At 33.1% G+C, this 20,971-nt stretch carries 16 protein-coding genes; 10 read left to right on the forward strand and 6 right to left on the reverse strand.

Annotation, left to right across the window (positions count from 1 at the left end):
- Positions 1–80: 80 nt before the first annotated feature.
- Complete coding sequence (locus tag P163_RS13745; RefSeq protein ID WP_034892407.1) at positions 81–434, forward strand: 4Fe-4S dicluster domain-containing protein; 354 nt, start codon at positions 81–83, stop codon at positions 432–434.
- A 230-nt stretch (positions 435–664) separates the two neighbouring features.
- Complete coding sequence (locus P163_RS13750) at positions 665–1,222, forward strand: GNAT family N-acetyltransferase (RefSeq protein WP_034892408.1); 558 nt, start codon at positions 665–667, stop codon at positions 1,220–1,222.
- A gap of 5 nt (positions 1,223–1,227) precedes the next feature.
- On the opposite strand, the gene P163_RS13755 is transcribed toward P163_RS13750, so the two are convergent.
- Positions 1,228–2,529 (reverse strand): carboxypeptidase-like regulatory domain-containing protein, encoded by a 1,302-nt coding sequence (locus P163_RS13755; protein WP_034892409.1) that lies wholly within the window; start codon positions 2,527–2,529, stop codon positions 1,228–1,230.
- Positions 2,530–2,634: 105 nt separating this feature from the next.
- Here P163_RS13755 and P163_RS13760 point away from each other — a divergent pair, with 105 nt between their 5' ends.
- Entirely contained in the window at positions 2,635–3,366 is a 732-nt protein-coding gene (locus tag P163_RS13760) for a class I SAM-dependent methyltransferase (RefSeq protein ID WP_034892410.1), read from the forward strand.
- Here the strand turns inward: P163_RS13760 and P163_RS13765 are convergent.
- Entirely contained in the window at positions 3,340–4,347 is a 1,008-nt protein-coding gene (locus tag P163_RS13765; protein WP_034892413.1) for an LLM class flavin-dependent oxidoreductase, read from the reverse strand. The two genes, P163_RS13760 and P163_RS13765, sit on opposite strands and share 27 nt — an antisense overlap.
- 245 nt (positions 4,348–4,592) lie before the next feature.
- On the opposite strand from P163_RS13765, the gene P163_RS13770 reads away from it, so the two are divergent.
- Positions 4,593–5,786, forward strand: coding sequence for a hypothetical protein (locus P163_RS13770; RefSeq protein ID WP_034892414.1), 1,194 nt, complete (start codon positions 4,593–4,595; stop codon positions 5,784–5,786).
- Positions 5,787–5,853: 67 nt separating this feature from the next.
- On the opposite strand, the gene P163_RS13775 is transcribed toward P163_RS13770, so the two are convergent.
- The gene (locus P163_RS13775) at positions 5,854–8,523 is read right to left on the reverse strand and encodes a TonB-dependent receptor (protein WP_034892415.1); all 2,670 of its coding nucleotides are present in this window, start codon (positions 8,521–8,523) and stop codon (positions 5,854–5,856) included.
- A gap of 432 nt (positions 8,524–8,955) precedes the next feature.
- Positions 8,956–11,505, reverse strand: a complete 2,550-nt coding sequence (locus P163_RS13780) for an adenosylcobalamin-dependent ribonucleoside-diphosphate reductase (RefSeq protein WP_034892416.1) — start codon at positions 11,503–11,505, stop codon at positions 8,956–8,958.
- Between the two features lie 437 nt (positions 11,506–11,942).
- Between P163_RS13780 and ychF the strand changes: the two genes are divergently transcribed.
- From ychF to mscL, 5 genes are all read left to right on the forward strand, one after another.
- Complete coding sequence (ychF, locus tag P163_RS13785) at positions 11,943–13,037, forward strand: redox-regulated ATPase YchF (RefSeq protein ID WP_034892417.1); 1,095 nt, start codon at positions 11,943–11,945, stop codon at positions 13,035–13,037.
- Between the two features lie 202 nt (positions 13,038–13,239).
- Complete coding sequence (locus P163_RS13790; RefSeq protein ID WP_034892420.1) at positions 13,240–15,093, forward strand: DNA topoisomerase IV subunit B; 1,854 nt, start codon at positions 13,240–13,242, stop codon at positions 15,091–15,093.
- Between the two features lie 3 nt (positions 15,094–15,096).
- Positions 15,097–15,585 carry a hypothetical protein gene (locus P163_RS13795; RefSeq protein WP_034892422.1) on the forward strand — a complete coding sequence of 163 codons (489 nt, stop codon included), beginning with the start codon at positions 15,097–15,099 and terminating at the stop codon, positions 15,583–15,585.
- A complete protein-coding gene (locus P163_RS13800; protein WP_034892425.1) occupies positions 15,586–18,219 on the forward strand; it encodes a DNA gyrase/topoisomerase IV subunit A in 2,634 nt (877 codons plus the stop codon).
- Positions 18,220–18,222: 3 nt separating this feature from the next.
- Positions 18,223–18,672 carry a large-conductance mechanosensitive channel protein MscL gene (gene mscL / locus P163_RS13805; RefSeq protein WP_034892427.1) on the forward strand — a complete coding sequence of 150 codons (450 nt, stop codon included), beginning with the start codon at positions 18,223–18,225 and terminating at the stop codon, positions 18,670–18,672.
- Positions 18,673–18,687: 15 nt separating this feature from the next.
- Here the strand turns inward: mscL and P163_RS13810 are convergent, their stop codons facing one another.
- Both P163_RS13810 and P163_RS13815 read right to left on the reverse strand, forming a co-directional pair.
- Positions 18,688–19,059, reverse strand: a complete 372-nt coding sequence (locus P163_RS13810) for a hypothetical protein (protein ID WP_034892429.1) — start codon at positions 19,057–19,059, stop codon at positions 18,688–18,690.
- Positions 19,060–19,090: 31 nt separating this feature from the next.
- Positions 19,091–19,510, reverse strand: coding sequence for a helix-turn-helix transcriptional regulator (locus tag P163_RS13815; RefSeq protein ID WP_034892432.1), 420 nt, complete (start codon positions 19,508–19,510; stop codon positions 19,091–19,093).
- A 292-nt stretch (positions 19,511–19,802) separates the two neighbouring features.
- Between P163_RS13815 and P163_RS13820 the strand changes: the two genes are divergently transcribed.
- A complete protein-coding gene (locus P163_RS13820) occupies positions 19,803–20,963 on the forward strand; it encodes a M14 metallopeptidase family protein (protein ID WP_034892434.1) in 1,161 nt (386 codons plus the stop codon).
- The last annotated feature ends 8 nt before the right edge of the window (positions 20,964–20,971 follow it).

Below are 20,971 nucleotides of genomic sequence, written 5' to 3' on the forward strand. Positions count from 1 at the left end.
CCTATAAATCCTTGAAAAATTAAAATTTGTGAAGGAATTTTTTTCAGGATGTAAGTTTAAATTTACTAATAAAATAAGCTATGGCAATTATAATAACAGACGAATGTATTAACTGTGGGGCTTGTGAACCAGAATGTCCCAACACTGCGATCTATGAAGGCGCAGATGATTGGCGTTATACCGATGGTACAGATCTTGAAGGAAATGTAGTGCTGCCAAATGGTAAAAAAGCAGATGCTAATGAAGCACAAGAACCTATAAGTGATGAGATCTATTACATAGTTCCAGATAAGTGTACAGAATGTAAAGGTTTTCATGAAGAACCTCAATGTGCTGCAGTTTGCCCTGTAGACTGTTGCGTACCGGATGATGATCATGTAGAAACCGAAGAAGAATTACTTGCTAAACAAAAATTCATGCATGAAAATGCGTAGAGAATCTTATTTATTCTTGTATAATCCCGTTCAATCTTGTTGAGCGGGATTTTTTTTTTTGAATTATATTTTTTTTAGATAAAATCTTGATGCTTGGATCTTTCCTGAAAATTAATATTTGTTGTAGTTCTAATCTAAATATGACGTATTATAAACGATCTTATCAATTTTAGTAGACCCAACTAAAATTTTGTATGTAAATTAATTGAGCTAAAAAAATAGATCTAGAAATGAGTGATCTTCATTACAAAAGAGTCTCAGAAGATTCAGAATTAGAAGAAATTTTGAAGTTACAGAAAAGAAATCTTCCAGAAGCTCTTACTTCCAAGGAGATGAATTCTCAGGGATTTGTTAGCTTAAAATATACTTTTGAAAATTTAAAGGATCTAAACTTGGAAGAAGCTGCCATTATCTGTAAAAGTGATTCTGGAGTTGTAGCTTATATATTAGCAATTAGTAAAGGTTCTGAAATTTCAATGCCTTCTTTAGAAAGACTTAAAGCTAAATTAAGTAAAAGTTTATATAAGGATAAACCTATATCAGCTTATAATTATGTACTTATAGGGCAGGTTTGTGTTGATAAAAATTATAGACAACAAGGTGTTTTTAAATCTTGTTATGAGTTATATAAACATACTTTTCAAAATAAATACGAATTTGCAGTAACGTTCATTTCTGATAGAAATCATAGATCATTGCAGGCTCACAAGAAATTGGGCTTCCAATTTATATACAAGTATAAAGGTAATGACAACGAGGTTTGGAACATCGCATTACTATCTTGGTAAAAGATCTATTGCGGATCTTTCTTAATATTACGCTGAATTTTTTCTATGGCATTTTGTATTGATTTCTCAGGTTCAATAATATTTTGATCGCCCCAAAAATCTCTATCTGTAAAGCCTGAAACATCATCTACCATAACAACAGATGAACTTATAAATTGATCTGTATTCTTTAGGTTACCATTGCTAAATTTTTCCCGATCTGTCACGGCCATTTCTCCAGTAAGCGTATATCTGGAATTAAACAATTTATTGTCCCAGTTCACAACAAATTCTAATTGTGCTCTGCTGTAACTGTAATACCATTTCCCATTACTTTCTCTATAATCTACTTGATAAACTACATCTACAGGGTATACATAAGCTGCACTTGGTTTCTTTTTAACAAAAATCCTACTTGCCCTATCTCTATCTTCCACGTTCATACTGAAATTGGCTTTTATCAATGCTAAACTCTCAGAATCGATATAAAGCTTTCCAGAGTACCAGGGTTGTGAGGTATCATTTTCATTAAAATTGACTATATAGACCAATTTATTATTAATGCGTGTAACATTATCTAGTTTAAAATTAAAATTATCTGAGATAACACCGGTAAATAGAAACTCAGGATATTTCATTACGTCTAGAAAAACGGTATTATAAGGTCCTCCACGAAGTTTTAAGGCTAAAGTATCTAACCTTTCATAATCTGTTCTCTTTCTAGCTTTAAAGATTGATATTTGATCTTTCTTACCGCTGGTATAAGGTTGTTTTAGAACTTTTACTACCGCTTCAGAAAGAGAAACATTTCTTCTCCTTTTTTGAATAGACTCTCTATAAAATGCAGTAATTATATCTTTTTGATCTGAATAGTTTTCACCTCTCTTATCCATCATTGCCCTAACTAATTCTGTAGCATTGCCATGATCTAAAAGGCTAATCTCAGGAAGTTCTTCTACAACTTCACTAAGTTCTATCTGAGTATTTTCAGTTTTAAAATCACTTAATGGTAAAATTTTGCTCTGATATCCTAGATAAGAGATCTTAATGGCGCCTTCTTTTATTGATATCGGTATCTTAATAGAAAATTCTCCATCAGAATTGGTTATGGTAGATATATTGGTGCCTTGTAAATTTAATACTGCTAGTGTAATATCATTCCCGGTGTTGCTATCTACTACCTTTCCTTTAAATTCTCTATATTGATTTTGTTGCTGTATCTCTACTTGAATAAAGGTACTAGCAAAAGAATAAGGTCCTGTAAATACTAAAAATAGTATTAAAGCATAAATATAGTTAGATAAGGTGGGAATTTTATGGAATTTCATAGCGATAGGGTATAATATTTAAACAGTATAGTAAGTGCTACTAATTTAGTGATTTTTAGTAAATTAATACTTTAGAATTAACGGCTCAAAATATAAATATGTAAAATGAAAGATAACTTTTCCTCACAATCTAATCTATATGCTAAATATAGACCTACCTATCCTAATGAGTTGTATAACTTTATTCTAGCTAATTGCTCTAATTTTAATTCCGCATGGGATTGTGGAACCGGAAACGGACAGGTAGCGGGAGTTCTAGCAGAATACTTCCAAGAGGTTAAAGCTACAGATATTAGTGAGCAACAATTAAAAAATGCTATAGCTAAACAAAATATTTTATACTCGAGACAAGCTGCAGAGAAAACTAATTTTAAAAACGATTCGTTTGATCTGATCACAGTTGCACAAGCTATTCACTGGTTTAATTTTGAGGAATTTTATAAAGAAGTAGAACGATGTTTAAAGCCAGAAGGAATATTTGCGGTAATTGGATATGAGCTATTTTCTAGCAATGAAGAGACAAATAGAGTAATTGACGAGTTGTATAGAGATCTATTGGGGCCTTATTGGGATAAGGAAAGATATCTTTTAGAAGAGGGGTATAAGACCATTCCATTTCCTTTTAAAGAGATCGAAACTCCAAAAATTAGTTTAGATCTAAATTGGAGTTTCGATGACCTTATAGGTTATTTAAAAACATGGTCTGCCGTTAAGCACTATGAAAATGATAAAGGGGTGAACCCGGTGGATATCTTATCTAAAGAATTGAGGCAAGCTTATGGCGAACGTGGAGTTATTCATTACCCAATCCTATTCAGACTTGGTAAGCTCTCCTAGAATTTCATAAGATCTCAATCTTGCTTTGTGATCAAAAATATGAGAAACCACCATGATCTCGTCTACTGCTGTATCTTCTATAAATGCAGCTAGTTTTTCTTTGATGGTAGCCTTACTTCCTATAAAACTGTAATGTATCATTTGCTGAACAGCTGCTTTTTCAGCCTCATTCCAAATATGTTCCATATTTTCTACAGGAGCTTGCATAGGTCTTCTCGTACCTCTAATTAGCCCTAAGAACATTTGTTTCTGGCTTGTAGCTAAACGTTCTGCCTCTTCATCTGTAGCTGCTGCAATTACATTAACACAAGCTATAGCATATGGTTTATCTAATTGGTCTGAACTTTCAAAGCCATCCTTGTACAGTTTCAATGCCTGATGCAGATAGGCTGGAGCAAAATGACTAGCAAAAGCATAAGGCAATCCTTTATGAGCTGCTAATTGTGCGCTATATGTGCTAGAACCTAATAAGTATAATGGAATGTCAAGGCCTTCTCCCGGAATAGCTCTAACATCAGAATGTCTGTTATCTTTAGAAAAGTATCTCTGCAATTCCTGAATGTTATTTGGAAAATCGTTTACAGATTCCTGTGCATTTCTTCTAAGTGCCATGGCAGTTCTTTGATCTGTACCCGGTGCTCTACCTAAACCAAGATCCATTCTACCAGGGAATAAGAGTTCCATGGTACCAAATTGCTCTGCTATAACTAATGGAGCGTGATTTGGAAGCATAATCCCTCCAGAACCAACTCTAATAGTTTTGGTGCCCTGTGCGATGTGTTGTAATAAAATTACAGTGGCAGAACTGGCAATACTTTCCATATTGTGATGTTCTGAGATCCAAAATCTTTTATATCCCCAGTTTTCTACATGTTGAGCCAGATCTAGACTATTCCTAAATGAATCTGTTGGAGTATTTCCCTGAGTAACAGGTACAAGGTCTAAGACGGAAAAATGAGTATTTTGAAATATATCTTTCATATAATTTTAAATATTGAAGAATGAATATTACCAATTTCGATCAATTAAAAATTGAATTGTGGAAATTGTAATCATTGCAATTTCTGTCGCTATCAAGTCGTTAAAATTACATAAGGGTGTATTTCTCCATATTCATGGTAGGAAATGAAAATAATTATATTCGTTTTTTTTCAATTGATCTTTCGCGGCATAAAATATGATACGCTGTAAAATTTTACCAACAAGTAAATTCAAAGTTTTAAGGGATGAAAAAATCAATCTTCAAAATGTTATGTATAGGAATGCTATTTCCTTCAGTTATAATAGCTCAGGAGAATTTAGAAAATCATAGCGTAACCTCTTTGGTATTAACAGAACTTAATCGAGAACGTAACCTTCAAAAAGAAAACTTAGATCTTAAGATCAAACAATTAGATGCTAAGATTGATAATCTAGATGTGAGTATTAAGAATACTAGCTCTTCTTCAGAGAAAGTAGATAAGCTTTTAGAGCGAGTACAAATATTAGAAGAAAGACAGCAAGAGCTAGATAAAAACACGGTTAGTGTTTATAAATATAACTATAGTTCTGCGGTATTAAATCTTGCTTCTATGGAGCGTGAGATAAAACCATTAAATCTATTTAACAGTTCTAGAGATTTTTATGGAACCTTAGAGAAAACTAGTAATCCTATGAATTATGATGGATATGCAGAATGGTTTAAAGAATTTCAGAAATATATAGAAGAGAATAAAAAAGACGAAGCCAGACTGGCTGCTTTAAGTCATATTATAGATGTCACTGGAAATTTGGCTGAAGGTACACCTTTTACAGGCATGTTTGCGGGTAGTTTATTTGATGGTATAGGATCTTTTATAAACTCATTGGGTAGGAGAGATCGCAACCTTAGGGAGAAAAGCATGAAGATGTTTAATCTTACTACGTCTGTATCACAATTCACTCATGATAAGGATCTAATAGAAACAGAGTGGAAAGGCATTACAAAAAGTTTGAATGAGCTTACAGAATTGCAGAATCAGGCTATGGAGGCTAACGTAGTTAATTTGTTAGGGATAGAGAAAGAAGTATTTAATAAACGATTTACCAATGAGACCGATGCAAAAAAGAGAACTCAATATATTATAGATATCTCTAAAATTGCTGAAAATAAGATCGTAGAAGAAAGAGCAAAAAATCCTGAAAATTGGAAACAACAATATTTCAACCAGATGGAAGCTGTTCAAAATTTAAAGATCCGTTTTGGAACCATTACCTTTAGGATTTTAGAAAATCTAGATAAATACAAGGTTTTAATTGATAAATATAAACAAGACGAATTCTTAAAAGATAGAATGAATCAGTTAGAATTAAAATTAGATCTAGTAAAAGGTAGTTTTGAATCCACATTCAATCCCCAAGAATACATAAGAGCTTCCAATGAAATGTATATTGTAGAATAAGAAATGATATCGTAAAAAAAAGGCAAGGATTTTATCCCTGCCTTTTTTTTTGATGATAAATAACAAATTAGAATTGCATGTTTAATTTAGCGTAGTAATACGCTCCACCAAATCCCATTTGTACAGAATCCCAATATCCACCACCTTCACTCCAATCATCTTGTTGATCTGGATATACATTAAAAAGGTTATTAGAACCTACGTTTAATTTTAATTGATCGCTTATTTTGAATCCTAAATTTAGATCTGTGGTGATCTTAGCGCTATATGTATCTGTAGCAGCATCAATTTGATTTTCAAAACTACCATAATCTGCTACATCTTCGAATGTCTGGAAATCTAATAATTTAACTTCGCTAAACCTGTTCAATCCTAACGCAACGTCAAATCTTTTGATGTCATATTTTAAATTCAATAGTAACTTACTATCGGGAGCAGAAGCTAAAAGAAATGCCTTATCTCGTTCTCCAAAAAATGTTTGTTCATCTAGCATCCCATTTTTTACATCGGTTATACTCATGTCATTAAAATTTCCAATAAAGCTTGAGGTAAGTGTACCAGCTCCTAAATTAGCCTTATGAGATAGTACGATATCCAATCCGTACGTCTCCGTATCTGCACCATTGGCAAAAAACTGCGCTGCTTCTACATTTTCTATCTGTGGAGCATCAAAGTTTCCGGTAAGTACAATTCTATCTTTAACTTTGATGTAATAACCATCTATAGTTGAAGTAAAGCTTCCGAAATTTGCGGTGAAACCAAGGGATGCGTTTAGCGCTGTTTCTTCTTTTAGAGGTCCAATTCCAAAAGAAGCAGTTACAGGACTATTATTTGGAGAAAGCTGCGTATCTAATGCAACACCATTAACAAAATTTGTGAATTTTAAATTATAATATATTTGAGCCAAAGAGGGAGCTCTAAATCCTGTACTCACAGAACCACGTGTGTTTACGTTATCAGAAACTTTGTATCGCGCTGCTAATTTACCATTTATGGTACTTCCAAAGTCGGTATAGTCTTCAAATCTTGCAGCAGCCGCAAGTAAAAATTTCTCTGTAAATTCAAATTCTGAATCTAAATATAGGGAAACATTAGATCTGCTTCTATCAACCTCGTTTGCTGGTCCATATCCTGGGAAACCTTGAGAACCACCCGGTCTTAATTCTCCTGAATTTGGATCTATTGGTTGTACCTGAACATTAGGATCTGTAATTATTCTACCATTTTCATCAAAGGTTCCATAAGAGCCTTCTTCTCCAGAAAATATTTCAAAATTCTCTGTTTTATACTCAATACCAAAGGCTAGGTTGGTACCGGCAAGTACATTTTCATAATAATTAGAGAAATCTAAATTAACTGTGTTTTGACTTAAACTATGTCCACCTGCATCAAAATCTGTAGGAGAGTTTTCCTGTAAAGAAGCATTTAATGTTCCTTTAATATAGTAATGGAAGAAATTCTTTCCCCATGTATTGCTAACGTCTATTTTCCATCCGCTATTGGTTTCGGTTCTAAATCCTGCCGCCACAGAATTATCTGTGATAATGGAGGTAATTCTTGGTGTAAAGCCGTTTGGATAAATACTTACAACATTACGCTCTGTAGGATTATTTCTTGTAAAAGCATAAGCATCGGTATCTCTATAATTTCTACCTCCAAAGGCATAGAACTCTGTTTTATCTGAGAGCGGAATTGCAAGATTTCCAAAGAAATTAAAACCATCTATTGCCGCTTCTCCAAAACCTCTTCTAAAATCGAAGCCTGGTCTTAGTGTCTTATTTTTACTGATGTATTCTGTAGTAAAATTAGCAAACCCACTTTCTCCAATTCCTACTCCATAGTTTGCAGTTACTTTAACAGAGCCTCCATCAAAGTTCTTATCATCACCAATCTTATTGCCATCTCTTTCTGTATCTAATCTATTTCCATCTGTATTTGGAGTGCCATCTGGAAAATCTCCATCGGCATTGGTGTTGTAAAAGCCATAATTTATGTTAGCAGTAAATTTATCAACTTCATCATTCAAAACAAGATTGATCACCCCTGCAATAGCGTCTGATCCATATTGTGCGGAAGCTCCATCTCTTAATATTTCTATTCTTTTTATGGCAGCAGCGGGTATGGCGTTAAGGTCTGTTCCTGTATTTCCTCTTCCACGTGTACCAAATAAATTAATTAGCGATGATTGATGTCTTCTTTTTCCATTTATTAAAACTAAAGTTTGATCTGGTCCTAATCCTCTTAAAGATGCTGGATCTATATGATCTGCTCCATCAGATCCAGATTGTTTATTGGCATTAAAAGATGGTGCTGCGTACTGCAAAAGTTCATTCACCTCAATTCTACCGGTTTGGGTAGTTACAGAACTAACATCAATAACATCTATTGCTACCGGAGTATCTGTAGCTGTTCTTTTAGGACTGCGGGATCCAACCAGCTGCACCTCACTAAGAGAAACACCATCTGCTAAAATAACGTTGATGGATGTTCTATTTTCAACATCAACTTCTGATGTTTCAAACCCTACATAACTAAATACTAAGGTGGCAGAACCATCTACCGATATGGTGAAATTTCCATCAAAATCTGTGGTTGTTCCATTTTCAGTATTCTTTTCAGAAACATTAACCCCGGGTAGAGGTAAACCTGTGGCATCTTTAACGGTTCCAGAAACCTGTTGTGCGATTAAAAAATAAGGGCAACCTGCAAGAAAAAGTAAGAGTAAAATTTTTTTCATATTTAAAGGTTTAAGATTTATTATAGTAATTTCTATAATTAAAAAATAACTATTGAGAATAAATTATTGATTACCTATTTGAAGGGGGAGATGTAATAATATTAAATGGTAAAGAATAAAAATACTTAGTGAAAGTACACAATTTTTTATCAAATGCATATTTTATTATGAATTGATGTTGTTTACATTATCAAGAAATTTATAAAACTTCCTTAAAATGTAACATTGATCTTTTGCGAGCAATCCACAGAATTTGTTTCATTCTTGAATCCTACTATTAAATAAGCTTTTTTAGCATTTTTAAATAATAAGGATGTTAGGCTACTAAATCTAAAACAGATGGTCATAGATATTTCTATCAACTATATATAAAAAAACCGCTCTATTCAAAAGAATAGAGCGGTTTATGAAATTTAGAAATTAGTAATTTAATTATCCACACTTAGAAGATCCGCAGTCTTTACAAGTAAGACAACCTTCTTGATAAATGAGGTTTGTAGAATTACAATTGGTACATTTTTGTCCTTTAGCCTCTGTTCCATCTGCAACATAACGTTTAAGAGCTCTAGCAACACCGTTTTTCCAAGTGTTTATAGATTCGCTATTTAATTGCAAGCTGTTAATAAGATCTACCGCATTTTCTATTGGCATTCCATGTCTTAACGTACTTGAGATCAATTTGGCATAGTTCCAGAATTCAGGATCAAATTTATGAGAAAGTCCTTCTATGGTAGTTTTATAACCTCTTTGGTTTTTATATTGAAAGTCATATCTCGTATTACCTTGTTCATCTTTATTTTTGATGATCTTCCCATTATCTACCCATCTAGGAATTAGAATTCCATCTTCATCATCTGCCAAACCGGTAAAGATCTCATAAGGTTGATCTCCAATAAGTCCAATAAAAGCAATCCATTTCTCTTTATTGTTTTGAAATCTAATAACATCTGCCTCTAACTCATGAGGCCTTTTAGTTGGAAAACTCGAATTACTTTCTGAAGATTCTTTTTTCTCTTCATTAGAAATAAGCACCCCACTTCGAGATCCATCTCTGTAAACGGTAACTCCTTTACAACCTACTTTCCAGGCTTCCATGTAAAGTGTACCTACCAGCTCTTCTGTAGCGTCGTTAGGAAGGTTTATGGTAACACTTATAGAATGATCTACCCATTTTTGAACTGCACCCTGCATTCTTACCTTACTCAACCAATCTATATCGTTAGAAGTAGATTTATAATATGGAGATTTCTTTACTAATTCATCAAGATCTTTTTGAGTATAATCATTGCTTATCTCATGCCCATTAACTTGCATCCATTCTTTAAAACGGTGATGGAAAACTACGTATTCTTCCCAAGAATCTCCTGTTTCATCTACATAATCTACCGTTACATTCTTATCGTTAGGGTTTACTTTTCTTCTTCTTTTATAAACCGGCATAAATACTGGCTCTATTCCAGAAGTAGTTTGCGTCATCAAACTTGTTGTTCCTGTTGGAGCAATAGTTAACATGGCAATATTTCTTCTACCATGTTCTAGCATTTCATAATAAAGCTTGTCATCTGCTTCTTTAATACGCTGTATAAATGGATTGTTCTTTTCTTTATCTGAATCATAAAAAGCAAAAGCACCTCTTTCTTTAGCCATGTTTACAGAACCTCTGTAAGCCTCAAGCGCTAAAGTTTTATGAACTTTTACAGAGAAATCAATTCCTTCAGGGCTTCCGTAAGCAATTCCAAGTGCAGCTAACATATCTCCTTCTGCAGTAATTCCAATTCCTGTACGTCTTCCTTCGTTGGCTTTCTTCTTAATTTCTAACCAAAGATTTTTCTCTACTCTTTTAATTTCTTCATTTTCTGGATCTGCATCTATCTTACCTAGAATATCGTCGATTTTTTCTAATTCTAGATCGATTATATCATCCATCATTCTTTGCGCTGCAGCCACGTGTTTCTTGAATAAATCGAAGTCGAAAGTTGCCTCTGCAGTAAATGGATTCTCTACGTAAGAAAAGAGATTAATAGCTAAAAGTCTACAAGAATCATAAGGACATAAAGGGATCTCGCCACAAGGGTTTGTAGAGACTGTGTTGTAGCCCAGATCTGCATAGCAATCTGGTACAGACTCATTGATAATAGTATCCCAAAATAGAATTCCCGGTTCCGCAGATTTCCATGCATTATGAACGATCTTATTCCATAAAATGGAAGGATCTATCTCTTTAGTTTGCTTAGGATCTTTACTGTGAACTGGAAATTTTTGAATGTAAGGAGTCTTGTTATCTAAAGATTTCATGAAATCATCATCAATTCTTACAGAAACATTGGCTCCAGTAACTTTTCCCTGTTCCATTTTAGCATCTATAAAACCTTCAGAATCTGGATGATTTATAGATACAGACAGCATAAGTGCACCACGTCTTCCATCTTGTGCAACTTCTCTGGTAGAGTTGGAATAACGCTCCATAAAAGGTACGATACCGGTTGAAGTAAGTGCAGAGTTTTTTACAGGAGATCCTTTAGGTCTTATATGAGAAAGATCGTGCCCAACTCCACCACGGCGTTTCATCAATTGCACTTGCTCTTGGTCTATCTTCATAATGCTTCCATAAGAATCACTATTACCGTTATTACCAATAACAAAACAGTTTGAAAGAGAAGCTACCTGAAATTTATTTCCGATTCCAGCCATTGGACTTCCTTGAGGAACAATGTATTTGAAATTTTCTATCAACCCCATAATTTCCTCTTCACTCATAGGATTTGGGTATTTGGCTTCAACTCTTGCTATTTCTTTAGCAATTCTTACGTGCATATCCTGAGGGGACTTCTCATAGATATTATCATAAGAATCTTTTAATGCGTATTTATTAATCCAAACTCTAGCAGCTAATTCATCTCCTTTAAAATATTTTAAAGAAGCTTCAAAAGCTTCATCCTGAGTGTAGATTTTTTCTTTAGTGGGAGTGGTTTCAACTTTCATTAAGTGATTTTATAGATGTTTTATAAGGGTGTTTTAAAGAATGTAAATGTAGTAAAAATTAAAGGATAAGTAAAAATTTAAAATTCAAAAAGTTTGCAAAATAAATTATTTAATATACTGATATTTAATTAGTTATAAATTTATAAACAATCAATTGTTTACAAATTTATATAACAATTTCAAAAATTGATTATTTGATGTTTTCAGTGTAAGATTAAAAAATGTAGAAAATTATTAGAGAATTTCTCAATAATTGGATTTTAATACCAAGATTATTGTACGAGTTGCAAAGATAAAATTACCAGCGTAATCTAGCCCTAATTAAAGTTAATTCTCAAGAATTTATTCCTACCATTAATACTCAATAACTGCGCGTTAATTCTCCATTCAAATTTATATCTTTGCAGCCGCAAAATATCAGTATCAAATAATAAAGTATGAAAGCAGGAATAGTAGGCTTACCAAACGTAGGGAAATCCACACTTTTTAATTGTTTATCTAATGCTAAGGCGCAAAGTGCAAATTTTCCGTTCTGTACCATAGAGCCAAATATTGGAGTAGTAAATGTTCCAGATCATAGATTAGACAAATTAGAGTCTTTAGTAAATCCAGAAAGAGTAATGCCTGCAACTGTAGAGATTGTAGATATTGCTGGATTGGTAAAGGGAGCTAGTAAAGGAGAAGGTTTGGGAAATCAGTTCTTAGGAAATATTAGAGAGACAGATGCTATCTTACATGTGCTACGCTGTTTTGATAACGATAATATTGTTCATGTAGATGGTTCTGTAGATCCTGTAAGAGATAAAGAGACCATAGATATGGAGCTTCAGTTAAAAGATTTGGAGACTGTAGATAAGAAATTAGAAAAAGTTAAGCGTGCTTCACGTACTGGAAATAAGGAAGCTCAAAAAGAAGAAACAGCCCTTTTAAAGGCTAAAAAGGGTTTAGAAGCTGGTGTTTCTGTTAGAGCTATAGAATTCTCAGACGAAGAAAGAGAAGAATTTATAGCTAACCTACAACTCATCACAGATAAGCCTGTGATGTATGTTTGTAATGTAGATGAAGATGCAGCAACCTCTGGAAATGCTCACGTAGATAAGGTGAAAGAAGCTGTAAAAGACGAAAATGCTGAGGTTTTAGTATTAGCTGTAGGTACGGAGGCAGATATTACAGAACTTGATGATTACGAAGAGCGAAAAATGTTTTTGCAAGATATTGGTTTAGATGAGCCAGGTTCTGCTAAACTTATACGCTCTGCTTATAGTTTATTAAATCTTCAAACTTATTTTACTGCCGGTGTTAAAGAGGTAAGAGCATGGACAATTCCGGTTGGTGCTAGTGCGCCACAGGCAGCGGGAGTAATACATACAGATTTTGAAAAAGGTTTTATTCGTGCAGAAGTAATTGCTTACGAAGATTTTTCAACTTTAGGAAGTGAAGCTAAAGTTAAAGAAGCTGGTAAAATGAGAGTAGAAGGAAAAGAATATATCGTTAAAGATGGAGATGTAATGCATTTTAGATTTAATGTTTAAATTCTAGATCATATTGCTGATTCTTCAGTAAATTTCAAAGAATCCATTTGTACATATGTATAAATGGATTTTTTTTAGATTATAAAATAAAATTTTTGCAGTTAACATTTCACATTAAATCTTTGTTAATTACTTTGCGGGTTAGCTGTTTCAGTTTTTTGCGGGAAACCTTATATTAGCAACTCAACGGCACCTATTACTTATGAGTGAAGAAACCAAATATACCGAAGACAATATACGATCTCTCGATTGGAAAGAGCATATTAGAATGCGCCCGGGAATGTATATCGGGAAACTTGGGGATGGCTCTACTGCAGATGACGGTATCTACATACTCTTAAAGGAAGTTTTAGATAATAGTATAGATGAATTTGTAATGGGTTCCGGGAAAACTATAGAGGTTTCCGTTCAAAATCAGCGTGTTATAGTTAGAGATTATGGTAGAGGGATTCCATTAGGAAAGGTGGTAGATGTTGTTTCTAAAATGAACACCGGGGGTAAGTACGACTCGAAAGCTTTTAAAAAATCTGTAGGTCTTAATGGAGTTGGTACAAAAGCAGTAAATGCTTTATCTTCTAGTTTTAGAGTAGAATCTACCAGAGACGGTAGGTCTAAATCTGCAGAATTTGAGCAAGGAAATCTGGTTAGAGAAGAAGAATTAGATGAAACTTCTAGAAGACGAGGAACTAAAGTAACTTATGTTCCGGATGAATTGATTTTTAAAAATTTCAAATACCGTGATGAGTATATTGAAAAAATGCTCAAAAACTATGTATACCTAAACCCGGGGTTGACCATCATTTTTAATGGTGAAAAATTTTATTCTGAAAATGGATTAAAGGATCTTTTAGGTGATAGTATAAAAGAAGATGACCAGTTATATCCAATAATTCATCTTCGAGGAGAAGATATCGAAGTTGCTATAACGCATAGCAAGACTCAATATTCTGAAGAATATCATTCTTTTGTAAATGGTCAAAATACTTCTCAAGGTGGTACGCACTTGTTAGCCTTTAGAGAAGCCGTGGTAAAAACTATTAGAGAATATTACGGAAAGAATTACGATGCAGCCGATGTACGAAAATCTATCGTAGCTGCAATCAGTATAAAAGTGATGGAACCGGTTTTTGAGAGTCAGACAAAAACTAAATTGGGTTCTACAGATATGGGTGGAGAACTCCCAACGGTTAGAACGTACATCAACGATTTTTTAAAAACTCAACTTGATAATTATTTACATAAGAATCAGGAAACAGCAGAAAAGCTGAATAGAAAGATCTTGCAGGCAGAAAGAGAGCGTAAAGAACTTTCAGGAATAAGAAAACTTGCAAAAGACAGAGCTAAAAAAGCTAGTTTACATAATAAAAAACTTAGAGATTGTAGAATTCATTTGGGAGATAGCAAGAAAGAGCGCTATTTAGAATCTACGTTATTTATTACAGAGGGAGATTCTGCGAGTGGGTCTATTACAAAATCTAGAGATGTAAATACTCAGGCAGTTTTCAGTTTAAAAGGAAAGCCTTTAAATAGTTATGGTCTTACAAAGAAGATCGTTTATGAAAATGAAGAATTCAATTTATTACAAGCGGCTTTAAACATAGAAGAATCTATTGAAGATCTTAGATATAATAACATTGTAATTGCTACCGATGCCGATGTGGATGGAATGCACATAAGATTATTACTGATTACATTCTTTTTACAATTCTTTCCAGAATTAATAAAAGAAAATCATTTGTATATTCTTCAAACTCCTTTATTTAGAGTTAGAAATAAAAAAGAAACTATTTACTGTTATAGCGAATTTGAGCGCCAAGCTGCTGTAGAAAAATTAACAGGAAAGGCAGAGATTACTCGATTTAAAGGTTTAGGAGAAATTTCTCCAGATGAATTCAAGCATTTTATTGGAGATGATATTCGATTAGATCCGGTAATGTTGGATAAAGATATGTCTATTGAAGAATTATTGAATTTCTATATGGGTAAGAACACTCCAGACCGACAGGAATTTATTATCGATAATTTAAAAGTTGAACTAGATCTGATCGCGGAATAGCCTATGAGGTTTAAGAATACTACAGAGACTAAAATTGTTCCTTCTATCTACATTCTAATTGTAGCTGCCTTTGTAACCAATATTTTTGTAAATATTGAGTTGATGAATTCAGACACAGAATCCACCATAAAGTTTAGTCACTTTCTGCCAAATATTCTTTTGATCTTATTTGCCATTTATTTTCATAGAATAGGACAGGTGTTCGAATTTGACAGTGATGGTGAAACTTTAAATTTTAAGAACAACGGTGTATTCGTTTCAAAATTTATGGAATATAGAGTAAAGCGTGCAGAATTTCCAAAATCTAAATTGGTGAATTTTGAAGTATCAGATTACGGAATTTATGCAAGTTTAAAAATATATATTAGCAGTAGACGAAAGTCTGGTGTTAGATCTTATCGATTTAATATTACATTCTTGGGAAAAAAGAAAAAGAAGGGAATGATAGAATCTTTAAATAAAGTTCTACAAAAAAATAAAGCAATCTCTTAAATGGATATAGAAAATCAGGACTTATTGCCAGAAGAGCAGGATAATCAGCCAAAAGAGCAATTAATTCGAGTTACAGGAATGTACAAGGATTGGTTTCTGGATTATGCCTCTTATGTTATCTTGGAGCGAGCTGTACCTGCAGTAGAAGATGGGTTTAAACCAGTACAACGTAGAATTATGCATTCTATGAAAGATCTGGATGATGGGAGATACAATAAAGTTGCGAACATTGTAGGACATACCATGCAGTATCATCCACATGGTGATGCCAGTATTGGAGATGCCATGGTGCAAATTGGTCAAAAAGATCTTTTGATAGACACTCAGGGAAACTGGGGAAATGTTCTTACAGGAGATAGAGCAGCGGCACCTAGATATATTGAAGCTAGACTTTCTAAATTTGCAACAGAAGTAATTTACAATCCAAAAATTACAGAATGGCAATTATCCTATGATGGTAGAAAAAAGGAGCCGGTAAACTTACCGGTAAGATTTCCACTTTTATTAGCTCAAGGTGCAGAGGGTATTGCCGTTGGATTGAGTACAAGAATCTTACCTCATAACTTTAATGAATTAATAGATGCTTCTATAAAACATTTGAAAGGTAAAAAATTCACACTTTTCCCAGATTTTCCTACAGCAGGAGAAGCAGATGTTTCTAATTATAATGATGGAGAACGTGGAGGTAGAGTACGTATTAGAGCAAAGATTTCTCAATACGATAAAAATACGTTGGCAATTACCGAAATTCCTTTTGGTACTACCACCTCTACACTTATAGATTCTATTCTTAAAGCAAATGATAAGGGTAAGATAAAAATTAAGAGAATAGAAGATAATACTGCAGAATTTGTAGAGATCTTAATTTATTTGCCTCCAAACATATCTCCAGACAAAACTATAGATGCTCTATATGCATTTACAAATTGTGAAAATTCTGTAGCGCCATTAGGTTGTGTTATTATAGATAATAAACCAATTTTTCTTGGAGTTACTGAAATGTTAAAGCGATCTACAGATCACACTTTAAGTTTATTAAAGAGCGACCTAGAGATTAAGTTAGACGAATTGGAAGAGCAGTGGCATTTTGCTTCATTGGAAAGAATTTTTATTGAAAATAGAATTTATCGAGATATTGAAGAAGAGGAAACCTGGGAAGGTGTTATAAATGCTATAGATAACGGGCTTAAGCCTCATGTAACTCATTTAAGAAGAGCAGTTACAGAAGAAGATATTACCAGACTAACCGAAATTCGAATTAAGAGAATTTCGAAATTTGATATAGATAAGGCTCAGCAAAAGATTGATGCCCTGGAAGAGGATATTGCCAAGATAAAACATCATTTAGATCACTTAGTAGAGTATGCAATCGCATATTTTACTAGACTCAAGAAAGAATATGGTGAGGGAAAAGAGCGATTAACTGCTTTAAGACTTTTTGATGATATAGAGGCTTCTAAAGTTGCAATGCGCAATACCAAGTTATACGTAAATAGGAAGGAAGGATTTATTGGAACCTCGCTCAAAAAAGATGAGTTCGTTACAGATTGTTCTGATATAGATGATATAATTTGTTTTACCGGAGATGGAAAAATGATGGTGAGCAAGGTAGATGCAAAAACTTTTGTGGGTAAAGACATAATTCATGTAGCTGTATTTAAGAAGAAAGATAAAAGAACTATTTATAACTTAATATATAGAGATGGTAAAAATGGTGCCTCTTATATAAAAAGGTTTGCCGTTACTTCCATTACCAGAGACAAAGAATATGATCTTACTCAAGGTAAAAAAGATTCTAAGTTATCATATTTTTCTGCTAATTATAATGGAGAAGCAGAAGTAGTTACCGTTTATTTGAGACAAGTTGGAAGTATAAAGAAATTAAAATTTGAAATTGACTTTGCAGACATGCTTATTAAGGGTAGAAATGTAAAGGGAAATATAGTAACCAAATACGCTATTAAACGTGTAGAGCTTAAAGAAGAGGGTGTCTCTACTTTGAAGCCAAGAAGAATTTGGTTTGATGATAGTGTTAAACGTTTAAATGTTGATGAACGTGGAGAATTGCTTGGAGAGTTTAAAGGAGAAGATAGACTATTAATCATTACTCAAGATGGAATAGCTAAAACCATTAAACCTGAGCTAACTACGAGATTTGATGAAGAGATTATAATCCTTGAGAAATGGGCTCCGAAAAAAGCAATTTCTGCTATTTATTGGGAAGCAGATAAAGAGCGATACTACGTTAAGAGGTTTCAAATTGAACATCCAGACAAAGAGGATTATTTTATTGGAGGAGATAATGAAAAATCTTATCTAGAGCTAGTTTCTACAGATTATATACCGCAAGTAGAATTGGTTTATGCAAAACTTAGAGGCAAAGATCAGAAAGAAAGCGACATAGTTAATATTGAAGAATTTATTTCGGTAAAAGGTATTAAAGCTCTTGGAAATCAATTAACTGCAGAAAAAATAAAACAAATAAATCTTTTAGATCCTGTGCCTTACGAGGTGGAAGAGGAAATAGAGGAGGAACAAGAAGAGAGTGAAGAAGAAACTCAGTCTGATACTTTAGAAATAGGGGAGCTTAAGAAAGGTTCATCAGAAAGTCAGATAACATTATTCGACGAATAGATCATGGGAATGCTAAAAGAATTTAAGGAGTTTGCCATTAAAGGGAACATGATAGATATGGCTGTTGGTATCATCATTGGAGCTTCATTTAATAAGGTAGTAGATGTATTGGTGAAACAAGTAGTAATGCCGCCATTATCAATTTTAACAGATGGTATAAATTTCTCTGAAAGAAGGATTGTATTGCGAGATGGTGTAGATTCTACGGTAGAAGGTGTAGATGGTATCAAAGAAGTTGCTATAGGATATGGAGCCTTTATAGAAGCTATGATAGACTTTGTTATAGTTGGATTTACCATTTTTATAGTGGTAAAACTTATGAATAGATTTCGAAGAAAATCTCAGGATCCTAAAGATAAGACCGTGGAAACCCCAAAAGATATTCAGTTGCTATCAGATCTTACAGAACTTATGCAGCAGCAAAATGAGCTGCTCAAGAACAAGCAAGCTTAAACTTAATAAAATTCATTAATCTATCTTGGTAACGGTGCCTCGTTGTCTCTTAGCGTCGCCAACTTGTCCATATTCAAATGTATAGGTATTACCTTTAGTGGTTAAGATCTTAATATTTAAGGGTTTTTTCTCCGCCATGCTCTTAGGGTGTAGATTTGTGATAATGTATTCACAATTATTTATCCAACGTATAGAAGAGGTATCTGTTTTACCTTGAAATTGATCGATCTCTAAAGTATCATTTCTAACAAAAGTAGAAGTCACTAATTCTCCATTCAGATAAGATTGAAACTCGAATGTTCCGGTTTTAAATTTTCCGCAATCTCGTTCAGGAGAGAAACAGGAATATAGGGATGCAATAAGTAGAAGTAATAGAATTCTTTTCATATTACAAAATAACGGAATCTAGGCTTTAAAATCAATTTTCAAAGGCCTCAAATGTTCCGTCTTCGTAAAATAGAACAATCCTTTTAATTTTCTTTGTAGAACCTGCAAAAGGCTTTATATCATCATTATCAATTGGAAGTGGTCTGGTAGCTTTTATGTCCACATCTCTAGTTTCATCTTTTTCTTCTGCTTGTTTTTTAATAGAATGCACTTCTGTACTAACAGATTTTGGGAAACTTTCTTTTCCATTTAAGAGCCAATACAATTCTACTTCAGGATAGATCTTAATAATCTTCAGAACAAAATCTAGACTAGGTTTATTTCTACCTGATAGGATATGGGAGATGGAGGAGCGTCCTACTTCAATAGAATCTGCAAAGGATGCTGCAGATAAATCATAATAATTTATAATGGTTTGTAGTCTTGTTGCAAATTGATCACTGTTTACCATTGTAAATTTAATTTTGAAAATATGATGTTTACAAATGTAATTCAATCTATTTTCATCTGCAAATTACAAATGTAAATTTATTATTTACTACTAAATAAAAAGGTTAGGTAATATTGCTTAATTATCTAAATAATAGTATTTTAAGTTCTAAATATTCCTGATTAGGAATAATTCCAGAGATCAATTGGGTCGTTATTTAATTACTGTATACATGTGTAAACAATTAACAGTATTTAAACTGTTTACAATTGTAAATTATTGATTATTTACTTTTGTAAACATGAAATCAAGTATGGAAAATCTAAAAGAAATTTTTAAGAACTATCCTTCTTTTAAAGAAGAGGAATTGTTTGGGAGATATATTACCTACGCTCATATAGAGAACTTATTGATAAGATTAGGTAGTAGTTTTGAAGTGATAACAATTGGTCATTCCAATAATGCAATTCCAATTAGGTCTATTAAGATAGGAAAGGGTGCTACCAAGGTTTTAATGTGGTCTCAAATGCATGGCAATGAATCTACCACTACAAAAGCTGTTTTTGACCTATTAAATGTATTTCGAGAAGCATCTAACGTTTCTTTTATTAATTCTATCTTAGAGAAAGTCACAATTCTAATTATACCTATGCTTAATCCTGATGGGGCAGAAGCCTATACCAGATTAAATGCACATGGTGTAGACCTTAATAGAGATGCAAAAGATCTAAAGGAGGTAGAAAGTGTTTTATTAAGAAAGGTCTTTGATAGTTTTAAACCAGATTTTTGCTTCAATCTTCATGATCAACGAACCATATTTGGTGCGGGTGCAAAGTCTGTGCCTGCTACAATATCTTTTTTAACACCGTCTATGGATGAACAAAGAAGTATTAAGCCTTCTAGGATCATATCTATGAAATTGATAGTAGCTATTTTTAAAGATCTTGAAGAATATTTAATAGAAGGTATAGGTAGATACGATGATGCTTACAACGAAAATTGTACAGGAGACACTTTTCAGGGATTAAAGGTTCCTACTATTTTATTTGAAGCAGGGCATTATCCTCTTGATTACAATAGGGAAGAGACCCGCAAGTTCATTTTTTATGCAATACTATCAGGGTTAAATTCTATTGTTTCAAAATCTTATGAGGCTATAGAATTTCAAGAATATTTTAGAATTCCTCAAAATGAGAAGAATTTTTATGATGTGATCTTAAGGAACGCGGTGATTAACGACAAAGTTAAGGATGTTGCGATACAATTTAATGAAGTTGTTTTAGACGGGAAGATAAATTTTGAACCTGTGATCGTTAAAATGAAGTTCAATATTAACGAATATGCTCACAAAGAGATAGATTGTAAAAACTATAAAGTGACTACTGTGGAAAAAGAGGAGCTCGCCGAAAACGTTATAGTTGATAAAATTGCTATAAAAAATGAGATTTTGGTTATAAATTATGAAAATAATTGAATATCATT

It is taken from the genome of Gillisia sp. Hel_I_29, assembly GCF_000744275.1.
GTDB lineage: Bacteria > Bacteroidota > Bacteroidia > Flavobacteriales > Flavobacteriaceae > Gillisia.

Excerpts from the sequence above, each read along its gene's own strand:
- P163_RS13745 (WP_034892407.1), top strand. The coding sequence starts at position 81 with ATGGCAATTATAATAACAGACGAATGTATTAACTGTGGGGCTTGTGAA.
- P163_RS13750 (WP_034892408.1), top strand. The coding sequence starts at position 665 with ATGAGTGATCTTCATTACAAAAGAGTCTCAGAAGATTCAGAATTAGAA.
- P163_RS13755 (WP_034892409.1), bottom strand. The coding sequence starts at position 2,529 with ATGAAATTCCATAAAATTCCCACCTTATCTAACTATATTTATGCTTTA.
- P163_RS13760 (WP_034892410.1), top strand. The coding sequence starts at position 2,635 with ATGAAAGATAACTTTTCCTCACAATCTAATCTATATGCTAAATATAGA.
- P163_RS13765 (WP_034892413.1), bottom strand. The coding sequence starts at position 4,347 with ATGAAAGATATATTTCAAAATACTCATTTTTCCGTCTTAGACCTTGTA.
- P163_RS13770 (WP_034892414.1), top strand. The coding sequence starts at position 4,593 with ATGAAAAAATCAATCTTCAAAATGTTATGTATAGGAATGCTATTTCCT.
- P163_RS13775 (WP_034892415.1), bottom strand. The coding sequence starts at position 8,523 with ATGAAAAAAATTTTACTCTTACTTTTTCTTGCAGGTTGCCCTTATTTT.
- P163_RS13780 (WP_034892416.1), bottom strand. The coding sequence starts at position 11,505 with ATGAAAGTTGAAACCACTCCCACTAAAGAAAAAATCTACACTCAGGAT.
- ychF (WP_034892417.1), top strand. The coding sequence starts at position 11,943 with ATGAAAGCAGGAATAGTAGGCTTACCAAACGTAGGGAAATCCACACTT.
- P163_RS13790 (WP_034892420.1), top strand. The coding sequence starts at position 13,240 with ATGAGTGAAGAAACCAAATATACCGAAGACAATATACGATCTCTCGAT.
- P163_RS13795 (WP_034892422.1), top strand. The coding sequence starts at position 15,097 with ATGAGGTTTAAGAATACTACAGAGACTAAAATTGTTCCTTCTATCTAC.
- P163_RS13800 (WP_034892425.1), top strand. The coding sequence starts at position 15,586 with ATGGATATAGAAAATCAGGACTTATTGCCAGAAGAGCAGGATAATCAG.
- mscL (WP_034892427.1), top strand. The coding sequence starts at position 18,223 with ATGGGAATGCTAAAAGAATTTAAGGAGTTTGCCATTAAAGGGAACATG.
- P163_RS13810 (WP_034892429.1), bottom strand. The coding sequence starts at position 19,059 with ATGAAAAGAATTCTATTACTTCTACTTATTGCATCCCTATATTCCTGT.
- P163_RS13815 (WP_034892432.1), bottom strand. The coding sequence starts at position 19,510 with ATGGTAAACAGTGATCAATTTGCAACAAGACTACAAACCATTATAAAT.
- P163_RS13820 (WP_034892434.1), top strand. The coding sequence starts at position 19,803 with ATGGAAAATCTAAAAGAAATTTTTAAGAACTATCCTTCTTTTAAAGAA.